Origin of the sequence: Geitlerinema sp. PCC 7407 (assembly GCF_000317045.1) — a bacterium.
In the GTDB taxonomy this organism is placed as follows: Bacteria; Cyanobacteriota; Cyanobacteriia; order PCC-7407; family PCC-7407; genus PCC-7407.
Genome location: NC_019703.1, coordinates 1696889 through 1709017, shown reverse-complemented (window position 1 = coordinate 1709017; position 12129 = coordinate 1696889). Strand labels below are relative to the sequence as shown.

Here is a 12129-nt window from a genome sequence, read left to right as displayed (position 1 = left end):
CTCTGCTTGGGCCCTCCATGACAGGCGCTATCCCCTACTCTCGTTTTTTGTGAGGTCTCACGTTGTATGCGGATTGCTCAAGTTGCGCCTCTATGGGAGCGAGTTCCGCCTCCCGGCTACGGTGGCATTGAGTTGGTGGTTGCCCATCTGACTGATGAGCTGGTGCGGCGCGGCCACGAGGTCACCTTGTTTGCGTCGGGAGACTCCGAAACCCAGGCTAAGCTGATTTCCGCCGTGCCCCGGGCGATTCGCCTCGATCCGTCGGTCAAGGAACCCGGGATCTACGAATATTTGCAGCTGGCCAGCGTGGGCGATCTGGCCGATCAGTTTGACCTGATCCACTTCCACACGGGGCTGTCGGCTTTGCCCATCGCCCATCTGCTCAAGACCCCAGCGATGCACACCCTCCACGGCCGCTTCTCGGCAGACAACGCCAAGGTGTTCGATCGCTATCGGTCCCAGTCCTATATCAGCATTAGTTTGTCTCAGCGCGAGGGCGGCCCAGAACTGAACTACGCCAGCAATGTCTACAACGGCATTGACGCTGGAGCTTATCCCTTTTGTGCGCAGCCCCAAGGGGAGCCCTACCTGGCCTTTTTGGGTCGCCTGTCGCCGGAAAAAGGCCCCCATCACGCCATCGAGCTGGCCCGCAAAACGGGCTGGAAACTGAAGATGGCGGGCAAGGTGGATGTGGTGGATCGGGCTTTCTTTGAGGAGGCGATCGCCCCTCAGCTGGACGGGGATCAGATCGTGTATCTAGGCGAGCTGGACCACGACCAAAAAGCGGCACTGCTGGGCGGTGCGGTGGCGACGCTGTTTCCCATTACCTGGCGCGAGCCCTTCGGGCTGGTCATGATCGAGTCCATGGCCACCGGGACGCCGGTGATCGCGATGAATCTGGGCGCGGTGCCCGAGGTGATCGTCCACGGACAAACGGGATTTGTCTGTGAGAGCCTGGCGGAGATGGAGGCGGCGATCGCCCAGGTGTCTAGCCTCCAGCGCCAAGCTTGCCGAGATCACGTGCTGAATCGCTTCAGCGTGGCGTGCATGGTGGATGGCTACGAAGCGGCCTATGGCCAGGTTCTCGGAGAAACTGCGGTGTCCGTGCCAGCGCGGCGATCGCCCCGGCGCGTCGCCTAGGCCGAGATTCCCAAAACCCCATTTAGTAAACTACCCCGCCCTAAGAGGGACGGAGCTTTCAGTAGCCCTCAAAACGACATCCTGCAAAGAGCAAGACATCATCTCGGAGCCTCTAGGCGCGTTTACGATGCGCCCCAAAGTGGCAATATTTTTTGCCCCATTCACATCCGCATCTCCAATCCAGCCGCAATTTTGGTTCAAGCACTCAAACTTTTTGCCCTGCCGGTTGCCAATCACCTTGCAGCAATGGCACGTCTTAGACGTGTAGCGAGGGTCCACAAACCGGATGCTGACGCCAAACTTCACGCCCTTATAGGTCAGAAATTGGCGTAGCTGATAAAACGCCCAACTGTTGCTGCGTCTGCGCTCTGTCTTGGAGCGGGGCATCTGATTGGTGCGCTCTCTGATGCCGGTTAAGTCCTCTAGAGCAATGGCTTGATGGTTGTTTTTTGCTTGCTGGATCAGTCGATAGCTGATGGTGTGGTTGAGCCATGCTTGGAATCTTCGCTCTCGTCCACTCAACCGTTGCAAGACCTGTCTCGCTCGTCTGCGAGTAGATCTTGTGCCTTTGGACGCTTTGCGTTGCAGCGAAGCTCGCACACGACTGTACTGGTCTCTGACTTTCGTGACCTCCTTGCCGCTAAACTTTGAACCTTCAGAGGTACAGGCGATGTCTGTTCGTCCCAGATCTACACCTAATACTTCGTCTGTCTCTGAAATCTCAGGGGGCTCAGACTCTAGCTGGATTTGCAGATAGAAGCTGCCATCTTTTCGTTTGACCAGGGTGGCTGATTTGGGATTCTGGCCCTGCAAGAGATGCTTTTGGTAGTTGCCGATATGCAGTCTGAACTTTTCTCGCCCTTTCAACATCGTCAGGCTGACTATCCAGCCGGATTCTTTGAAGGTGAATGTTCGGGCGTCATAGGTGGCTGAGGTGGGAGCAAATCCTTTGACGGGTCTTCCTTTTTGCTTGGCTGTCTTTCGATTGGCACAAACCCGCCGGATGGCGTGGATGGTCATCTGGGCAGACAGGCCTGAGTGTGCTCTAGCCTCTTTGTAAATCAGGGACTGAACGGCGATCTGATTAGTCAGTTTCTCGGGAGTCTGAGCATTCACGAACTCACAGCATTTTGCAAAGGCAGAAAGGACCGCATCAAGCTTTTCAACCTGTTGCGGTAATACTTCTAGCTTGCAAGACACTGTGAGGACTTGAGGCATTTTTAAAGCGTGAAGTTTTTTGTTCTAACCATAACTTATTGGGGTGTATTGGGAGGCATTGAGCCCCCAATACACTCCGCTCTTCCTCCCTACCCTGAAGAGGGATGGGGACTCTCGCGACTTAGTTGAATTCATTACTTGTTTAAACGCTGCATCGGCGGCGTATCGGGTCAGGCTTGGGTTTGCCCGATACGCTGCTTTGGCGCGATCGCGCCTCCCGGCTACGCTTCGATCACCACCCGCAGGTTGCCCCGCTTTTTCACCACCCGACAGGACAGCGTCTCGCCCGATCGCTCAAACTCCAGGTCCAGCAGCGTCGAGCCGATGCGCAGATTCTGCATCGACAGGCGCTGGAGAGACGGCAGCAGGGCCGGGTCGAGAATGCGCAGGTTGTTGGCCGGGGCGTCGGGGACCAGGTTCACCATCAGCGTGATCAGCTGGAATAGGCTACCGGTGGCCCAGGCCTGGGGCGAGCAGGCCACGGGGTACTGCACGGGGCTGTTGTTGGTGAGGCGCTCATAGCCGCAAAAGAGCTCCGGCGGGCGCTGATAGGGCTGCTCTAGGGTCATGTCGATGATGCCCTGGGCCACCTCGAGGGCCGGCGCCATGTGCCCCGTCGATCGCAGGCCCAGGGCCGTCAGGGCATTGTCGTGGGGCCAGACGGACCCAACGTGGTAGCCCATGGGGTTGTAGGCTGGGGACTGGCTGCTCAGGGTGCGGATGCCCCAGCCGCTAAAGAGATCCGGCGCCATCAGCCGCTCGGCCACGCTGTCGGCCTTCTCGGGGGTGAAGATGCCCAGATGCAGGCAGTGGCCCGGGTTGGAGGTGATGCTGTCGACGGGGCGGCCTTGGCCATCGAGGGCGAGGGCGCAGTACTGCTCCTCTTCGAGCCAAAAGTCTCGGTTGAAGCGGACCTTGAGGCTGCGGGCTTCTTCTTCGAGGCGATCGCCCAGTTCGTGCTCCTTGCGCAGGCGGGCGATCTGGCTGAGCCGAATCTTGGCGGCGTAGACGTAGGCCTGGACCTCGCACAGGGCGATCGCCCCCTCGGCGAGATGGCCCTTGCTATCGACAATGCAGTTCCCCGAGTCCTTCCAGCCCTGATTGACCAGGCCCCGCTTGGACTTGCGGGCGTAGGACAGGTAGCCCCGGTCATCCAGACTGCTGTCGATCCACTCCATGGCGGCGATCGCGTTTGGCCAGAGGCGATCGAGGGTGTCGCGATCGTGGGTCCAGGCGTAGTACTCGGCATAGAGCATGATCCACAGCGGCGTGGCGTCGATGGTGCCGTAGTAGGGCGTGTGGGGAATCTCTTGGCAGCGAGCCATCTCCCCAAAGCGCAGCTCGTGAAGAATCTTGCCCGGCTCCTCGTCTCGCCAGGGATCATGGTTTTCTCCCTGGAATCGGGCCAAGAGGGACAGGGTTTCTAGGGCGATCGTCGGGTCCAAAATCAGGGTCTGGGACGCCGCAATGATCGAGTCGCGGCCAAACAGAGTCGAAAACCACGGCACCCCCGCCGCCAGGAACTTCGACTGCTCAAAGCTCTGGCGCAGCAAATAGACGTCCTGCTCCGCCCGATCCAGGATCTGGTTGAAGGCCTCGTTGTCCGTGCGGATGCGCGCGATCTGGTGCTGCCACTCCTGCTCATCGAGAATGTTGGCCGCCAGGGCCTGGGTGAGGGTACTGGGCGCTGAGGTCGCGGTGTTTTGGTCATGGCTCAGCAGCGCCAGGCGGTACCCCAGGCGCTGCTTGGCCTGGGGTTCGAGCTTCAGATGCCACACCGCCGTTTGCCCCTTGAAGTAGCTCGGTAGGGTGTGGCTGAAGTGGATTCGCGACTCCATCAGCACGCCGTCGAGTCCCTGATAGGCCAGCACGAGGCGATCGGTTTCTAGGGTTTGGCGAGACAAAACCTCCTCTAGGGTCAGGCCGGGAGGCAGCATGCGCATCAGCCGGCCCCGCTGCTCTCGCCCGAAGCCGCGAATCTCAAACAGGTCCACAAAGTCCGCATCGAAGCTCAACGAGAGGGTGAGCTCCACCGGCTCGGTGTTGTAGTTGCTGACTTCGATGTCTTCGAACAAGCCCGCATTGATCACCAGCTCTCGCTGGATGCCGATGGTCTCGGGGGGAATGTGGGGCAGGCGGGGATTGGCGCACAGGACCGACAGCGCAAACCCCCGAGCGGCGCTACTGCTCAGGAAAATGGGCGATCGCCCCTCGATTTGCAGCTCCAGGCGGCTTAGATAGCGACTGTCTTTGTAAAACAGCCCCATGTTGGTGGTTTGGTCATCCTCCACGCAGCCAGCAATATTGCCCAGGGTGTCGGTGATCAAAAAAATGTCGTCTTCTTTGATGGTCATGGTGGGCTGGGGCTGGCCCTCGAGGACGCAGGGCCAGTCTGCGATCGCCCACTGCTCCGCCGTCACAAACTGCCGGCCCTGTAGCTCAAGAATTTCGGATTTCATGCACGCTCCGCTTGGGGGACAAAACTGCTGTTTTTACCCAGGCCAGGAATTGTGTAGAGGCTGATTTCCTGGCACCGCTCCGTTACGGTCATGCTAGCAAGCTCTCCCGAGCTGCCAAGGCCTCCCAAGATAGATGTTTGCGGCGAAATATCCAGGGCACCGGAAGGCAAAGCCGAGATCCACGGCTCCCGCGATCGCCCCGCACGCCCCGCGCAAATTCTGGCATCGGCCTTGGGGATACTTCCGTCTGCGCTATTTTGCTTCCACATGCGGCTGCTTGTGTCTCCTTTCAGCCGCGATCGCCCTCAATCCATCCACAATCTTTTTGGGATCATCACTATAAATTTTTGTCATAATTAAAGACAGTATTTAGAATTTATCGCTACTTATAGTGAGAGAAGTTAGCGTGCTTTTTGACCTAGTCATGTCATATTTTTCGATTAACGCAAAATTAAGTTTAAGAGAATAAATTTTTCGCCAGTCTCTGATTTTAGCCAGACATTCTCAAATCGATCCGGGCATCTCTCCAGGCCGCTTCTAGAGATTTATTCTCTATTTGTAGGCCATAGTACCTAGCTTTGAGAGCAGGCTCTTCCGGTAGCTTCTCTAACCAAGTTCCTTCGCAATCGTGCTGAGTTTTAGATTATCTTTAAACTGATTTCGATTAGCCTGAAAGCCTCATCGATTGAGAACCAAGAAAATTTCCTGGCTTCATAAAAATAGACTTAAGGATTTTTTAAAAGCAAAAAATTTTCAGCAAAAATTTGGTTTTGGATCATCTTTCTCTTTTTGACAATCCAAGTCCCTGATCTCTCAGGGCAAAGATTCACCCACAACGACCTGCTTTGGAGAGGAATAAGGAATCATGGGGCTTGAGATGGAGCCAGCCAGCTTAGACGATGTTTTGATCACCGAAGAACTGTTCCATCGTCCCCGAAAGACTCCCAACTTGCAGGCTGAGAATGACGCTTTTCGGACCTTGGCTCGCCAGCTCGTAGAGCAGCCCCAAACCATGCTAAAGACGCTGGTTACCCTTGCCAAAAATCTCTGCAGGGCGGGCACAGCAGGCGTCAGCCTTCTAGAAACCGATGGAGATGGAGCCGCGATCTTTCGGTGGGCGGCGATCGCCGGGGAGTTGGCCCACCAAGAGCACAACAGCATCCCCTACGACAACAGTCCCTGCGGTTTTTGTTTGCAGCAGCGATCGCCCCAGCTCTACACCTATCCCGAGCGCTACTGGACCCACATCCGCAGCGACACCACCCCCATCGTCGAAGCGCTCATGGTGCCGCTGATCTCCAATGAGCAGGCCCTGGGCGTGATTTGGATCGTCTCCCATGACCCGGGACGGCGCTTTGATGCTGAAGATCTACGGGTGATGACGAGTCTGGCAGATTTCACGGCCGCAGCCCTCTACAGTCACCAAACCCGCCAGGCCGCCGAATACGCCCAGAGTCTGCTGCACATGCTCCTCGAGCACGTTCCCGAAGGCATCACGATCGCCGGGGGACCGCCCAACTTTCCGCTGATCGCCAACAGCCGCCTGGCCCAGGAGTGGCTTGGCCGCCCCAACGAGGCCCTAATCGGCATGCCCTCCCAGGAGCACCTCCAGTTCTACAACCTGTTTCTGCCCGATGGCGTGACGCGCCCATCCCCCGAGCAGCTGCCGCTGTACCGAGCGGCCCGCTACGGCGAGATGCTGCGCGATGAAGAATGCATCATTGAGCGGCCCGACGGCACCCGCATCCGCGTCAGTACGAACGTAGTCCCGGTGCGCAACGCCCAGGGAGACATCATCGGCGCGATCAGCTGCTGGCGCGATGTCACCGAGCAGCGGTTCATCGAGGCGGCGCTGCACAAGCGAGAAACCGACCTAAACCTGATTACCAATGCTGTGCCAGCTCTCATTTCTTTTGTAGATGCCGAGCAGCGCTACCGGTTCAATAACCGGACCTATGAGGAGTGGTTTGGCCGGCCTCCAGAGGAGGTCTACGGCAAGACGCTCTGGGAAGTGCTGGGGGAGAGGGCGTACCAGGCCATTCGCCCCTACGTGGATCGGGTCTTGGCCGGACAGCAGGTCTCCTTTGAAGCTCAAACACCCTACCAAGAAGGCGGCACTCGCCACATTCACGCCACCTATGTGCCGCGCTTTGGGGCGCGAGGCGTTGAGGGGTTTGTGGCGCTGGTCAGTGACATCACCGAGCGCAAACGAGCGGAGGAGGCGCTGCGCCAGAGCGAGGAGCGGCTGCGCATTGCTCAGCAGGCAGCCCAGGCAGGGGTCTGGGACTGGGACATTGTGCACAATCGGATGACTTGGTCAGAGGAATACTATCTGCTTTATGGATTCGACCCGGCGATCGTGGAGCCGTCCTATGAGAGCTGGCTGGCTTCGGTGCTAGAGGCAGATCGCCATCGCGTGGATGAAACGGTTCGCAAGGCGTTCATGGCTCCGGCCAATCTGAATGTGGAGTTTCGGATTTGGCATCCGGAGCGGGGCGAGCGCTGGGTGACGGTGATCGGCCAAACGTTTTATGACGCTGAGCAGCAGCCCATCCGGATGACCGGCATTGTCCTAGATATCACCGATCGCCGGCGAATCGAGATCGCCCTGAGCGAGAGTGAGTTTCGCTACCAGACCCTGGTGAAAAATATGCCGGGGATGGTCTACCGCTATGAGCCGGAGGAGCTGGCGGGCGATCGCTTTACCTATGTGAGCTCTGGCTCGCGGGATCTGCTAGAGCTGGAGCCAGAGACCGTTCTGGAAAATCCCAATGCGCTGTGGTCTTTGATCCATCCCGAGGATCGGGCCTCGCTCCACAGCTCGGTGGCGATCGCCGTTGCCGAGGCAGCTGACTGGGCGTGGGAAGGCCGCTTGATCACGCCCTCCGGTCAGGTCAAGTGGCTTCAGGGCCAGTCGCGGATGGAGGTCACCGAAACCAGCAAGGTCTGGGACGGACTGCTGATCGACATCAGCGATCGCAAGCAGGCCGAGGAATCTCTGCGCCTGAGCGAAGAGCGCTATCGGCTTTTGACGTCCATTCTCAGCGCCCTCGTTTGGGTGAGCGATGCCCAGGGAGCTTTCACGAAACCCCAGCCTCAGTGGGAGGAGTACACCGGCCAGAGCTGGCAAGACAGTCAGGGCTTTGGCTGGCTCCAGGCGATCCATCCCGAAGACCAGGCCGAGGTTATGGCCCTGTGGGAGCAGGCCCTCGCCCAGCGGACCCCCTACCACGCCGAAGGACGCATGTGGCACGCAGCGCGGCAGGAGTATCGCCACTTCAAGGTGCGGGGCGTGCCGCTGCTCAATCCTGACGGCTCGGTGCGCGAATGGATTGGCAACATTACCGACATCCACGAGCGGGTGCAGGCAGAGCGCAACCGCGAGCGGGTGCTCCAGCAGGAGCAGTTTGCCCGAGAAGCCGCCGAGCAGGCTAACCAAATCAAAGACGAATTCTTGGCGGTGCTGTCCCACGAGCTGCGATCGCCCCTCAACCCGATCCTGGGCTGGGCAACGCTCCTCCAAAGCCACAAGCTCAGCGAGGCCAAAACCCGCGCAGCCCTAGCCACCATCGAGCGCAACGCCAAGCTGCAAGCAGAACTGATCGAAGACTTACTCGATGTTTCGCGGATTCTGCGCGGCAAGCTCAGCCTCCACCCCGTCTCCGTCGATCCCTACACCACGCTGCAAGCCGCCCTAGAAACGGTCCGCCTCGCAGCCGAAGCCAAATCGATTCAGATTCACACCCAGCTCGACACCGCCGTGGGCAACATCCTGGGAGACCCGGCCCGTCTCCAGCAGGTGATTTGGAATCTGCTCTCGAATGCCGTCAAGTTCACGCCGCCCGGTGGCCTAGTAAGCGTGAGCCTAGCGCAGTGCGACTCCGAGACCGGGGAGCAGCCTGCCGACCGAGCCGAGCCCCCCCTGACCCGCTACGCCCAGATCACCGTCACCGACACTGGCAAGGGCATCTCAGCAGATTTTCTGCCCCATGTTTTCGACTACTTTCGCCAGGAAAACAGCGCCACCACCCGCAAGTTTGGGGGGCTGGGGCTGGGGCTGGCCATCGTCCGTCATCTGGTGGAGCTGCACGGCGGCACTGTCCAGGTCGAGAGCCTGGGGGAAGGGCACGGCGCGACCTTCCGGGTTCGCCTGCCCCTGCTCAGCGCACCGGATGCCGGGGGAGAGCCGCCCGCCCAGGAGCCCGCGATCGGCGCGTCCCTCCAGGCCCCCCTGAGCCAGCGGCGCATTCTGATCGTGGACGATGACCCGGACACGCGGGACTACCTGACGTTTGTGCTGCGGCAGGCGGGGGCGCAGGTGACGGCGGTGAACTCGGCGATCGCGGGCCTCGAGCAGGTGAATCGGTTCCGGCCGGACCTGCTGCTGAGCGACATCGGCATGCCGGACATGGACGGCTACATGCTGCTGCGCCAGATCCGGGCGCGATCGCCGGAGGAGGGCAGCCACACCCCGGCGATCGCCCTGACGGCCTACGCTGGGGAAAGCAACCAAAAACAGGCGATCGCCGCTGGATTTCAGCGTCACCTGAGCAAGCCCGTGGACCCCACAGAGCTGGTGACGGCGATCGCCGATCTCCTAAGCACCTATCAGCGCAAATAGGTTGGGGCAGCCGTCACGGCAGGACTGAGGGGCAACGTCACGGTGAAGGTTGCCCCTTGATCTTTGCCGGGACTCTCCGCCTCGATTTCGCCGCCGTGCAGCGTCACCAGCTGCCGCGCGATCGCCAGCCCCAGCCCCAGCCCCCCGTGCTGGCGCGTGATGGAGCTATTTTCTTGGCGAAAGTAGTCAAACACGTAGGGCAAAAACTCAGGCCGGATGCCCTGGCCGGTGTCGCTGATGCGGATCTGGGCGCTGGCCCCTTGCTGATCGAGCTGAATCTCGACGCGCCCGCCCCTAGAGGTGAATTTGATCGCGTTGAGCAGCAGGTTTTCGACCACCTGCTGGAGGCGATCGCCGTCTCCCACGACCAGATTCATCGTCTCCGCTATCTGGGTGCTCAGGGCGATCGCCTTGGCCTCCGCCTCGGGCTGGACTCGCTGGATCGCCACCTTGAGGACCGAGCGCAGATCCACCGGATGCTTATTGAGCAGGAGCTTGCCCTGGAGCAGGCGAGAAATGTCAAACAGATTCTCGATCAGCTGGGTCTGCAAGCGAGCGTTGCGCTCGATGGTTTCCAGGGCGCGGGCCGTGATCGCCTCGCTAAACTTGCGAGTGCGCAGGGCCTCAGCCCAGCCCAAAATCGCGTTCAGCGGCGTCCGCAGCTCGTGGGAGACAATGGCCAAAAATTCGTCCTTGAGGCGATTGGCCTGGTCGAGCTCCTCGGCCTGCCGCTGCAAGGCGCTGAGCGCCAGCTGCAGCTCCTGCCGTCGCAGGCTGACCTCTTCGACCAGGACTTCGAGGTCATGATTTTGGCTGGCGAGCTCCTGCTGCAAGAGGTCGCGCACCCGCTTGACGGCGACCAAGTTGCCCACGCGGGCCTGGAGCTCCTCAACCGAAAAGGGCTTCATCAGGTAGTCCTGAGCTCCCTGGCGCAGCAGCTGCACCCGCAGGTCGTCATCGGCTTTGGCGGTCAGCATGACGATCGGGGTGCTGTCAAGGGCCAGGTGAGTGCGGAGCTGATGCACGAGCTGATCGCCGCTCAGATAGGGCATCATCACGTCACTCAAGATCAGATCTGGCTGCAAGGCGATCGCCCGCTCTAGGCCCTCTTGGCCATTGGCCGCCGTCGCCACCCGATACTCCTGGGCCAGGGTCGTGGAGATAAATTGATTCATCTCCAGGTTGTCCTCGACCACCAAAACGAGGGGCTTGCTGGGGTTAGTGGCCAGTTCTGGGGGAGCGATCGCCGCAACGGTCCGCAGCTCCTCGATCATCAGCGTTGCCATTTCTTCAGCCGGAGCCAGGTCTGCTGTCGAGAATAGACGCGCGCCCGGAGGCGCCATCAGGGGCAGCTCTACCGTGAACTGGGCGCCGCCTTCGGGGGCATCGCTGATGGCGATCGCGCCGCCCTGGAGCTCCGCAAATTCCTTGGCGATCGCCAGCCCCAGGCCCGTCCCCCCAAAGCGCCGAGTCGTCCCCCCCTCGCCCTGCCGAAAGCGCTCAAAAATGGTCTCCCGCAGCTCCACAGGCACGCCCGGGCCGCTGTCGCGCACCGACAGGATCGCCCGAGTGGCCGGAGCCTGTCCGTCATCGGTGGTCAGGCAGCAGGCGATCGTGCCCCCACCGGGGGTGAACTTGAACGCGTTGGCAATCAGGTTCAGCAAGATTCGCTGGACTTTGAGCCCGTCGATCTGGGCGGGCAGGGACTCCGGCAGATCGAGGGTGAAGGCAATGCGTTTTTCGGCGGCCAGTCCGTCAAAGTTCGCCGCGCTCAGGCGCACGAGCTGGGCCAAGTCGCCTGGGGCATAGTTCGGCGTCATCCGGCCCGCCTCCAGCTTGGAGACATCCAGCAGATCGTTAACCTGCTTGAGCAGCAGGCGAGCGTTGCGATCGACAATTTCGAGATCTTGACGCTGCTCGCGGCTGAGGCCGCCTTGGTGGAGCAGTTTCTCCAGCGGCCCCAAAATCAGCGCGAGGGGCGTTCGCAGCTCGTGGCTCACATTGGCAAAAAACTGGGTCTTGATTTGGTCCATCTCTTTGAGCTGGTCATTGAGGGCCGCCAGCTTGTGATTGGCCGTCTCAAGGTGCGATCGCCGCTCTTCAGACAGCTTGGCGGTCTCCATCAGCCTCAGAGCCCGAGGCACCAAAAAAGGCAGCACGCTGGCCGTGGTGACCGAGGCGATCGCCGTCACCACCTTGAGCGCTCCCGACAGCCAGTACAGCGGCCGCCACAGAGTCCACACCTCCATGGCGTGGGTGCCGCCACAGGCCACGATGAAGGAGCCAAAGGCCAAGAACATCCAGTGAAAGGGAATCTCCTGCCGAGTCTTGTAAACCAAGTAGGCCAAGGTCGCCGAGATCATCACGTAGGCCAAGGCAATCAAAGAATCGGAAATAACGTGGAGCCAGACCAGACCCGGCCGCCACAGATAGCAGTGGCCATGGGGAATAAACCCATTGGCCGTTAGCAGCGAGTGCCAAACCCCCGGAAACAGCAGCGCCAGCGCAGCGGCAGCGATCAAGACCGCCGCCCCAGAGCTCCAGCGATTGTGAGAGATGCCGATCATTTTCACGCCTGGGAACAAAATCTTTTTAGGAATGCCAGCTAGGCCCTCTTTTTGCGATCGCAGGGCACTCCATTAGCCATTTTGGAACACAGTCTCTGCCGTTTCTTCCAAGTTTTATTTTTGG

Annotated in this window: 5 protein-coding genes; 2 read left to right on the top strand and 3 right to left on the bottom strand. The window is 60.0% G+C overall.

Annotated elements, in window-relative coordinates; genetic code table 11:
- Window positions 1-66: 66 nt before the first annotated feature.
- Window positions 67-1140 (top strand): glycosyltransferase family 4 protein, encoded by a 1074-nt coding sequence (locus GEI7407_RS07240; protein ID WP_015171487.1) that lies wholly within the window; start codon window positions 67-69, stop codon window positions 1138-1140.
- A gap of 30 nt (window positions 1141-1170) precedes the next feature.
- Here GEI7407_RS07240 and GEI7407_RS07235 read toward each other — a convergent pair whose 3' ends face one another.
- On the bottom strand, window positions 1171-2358 hold the full coding sequence (locus tag GEI7407_RS07235) for an RNA-guided endonuclease TnpB family protein (RefSeq protein WP_015171486.1): 1188 nt from the start codon (window positions 2356-2358) through the stop codon (window positions 1171-1173).
- A 221-nt stretch (window positions 2359-2579) separates the two neighbouring features.
- Window positions 2580-4817 carry an amylo-alpha-1,6-glucosidase gene (locus GEI7407_RS07230; protein WP_015171485.1) on the bottom strand — a complete coding sequence of 746 codons (2238 nt, stop codon included), beginning with the start codon at window positions 4815-4817 and terminating at the stop codon, window positions 2580-2582.
- An 865-nt stretch (window positions 4818-5682) separates the two neighbouring features.
- Between GEI7407_RS07230 and GEI7407_RS19390 the strand changes: the two genes are divergently transcribed.
- Entirely contained in the window at window positions 5683-9438 is a 3756-nt protein-coding gene (locus tag GEI7407_RS19390) for a PAS domain S-box protein (protein ID WP_015171484.1), read from the top strand.
- Here the strand turns inward: GEI7407_RS19390 and GEI7407_RS19385 are convergent.
- Window positions 9426-12005: an ATP-binding protein gene (locus GEI7407_RS19385; RefSeq protein WP_015171483.1), complete on the bottom strand. Its 2580-nt coding sequence runs from the start codon at window positions 12003-12005 to the stop codon at window positions 9426-9428. The two genes, GEI7407_RS19390 and GEI7407_RS19385, sit on opposite strands and share 13 nt — an antisense overlap.
- Window positions 12006-12129 lie beyond the last annotated feature (124 nt).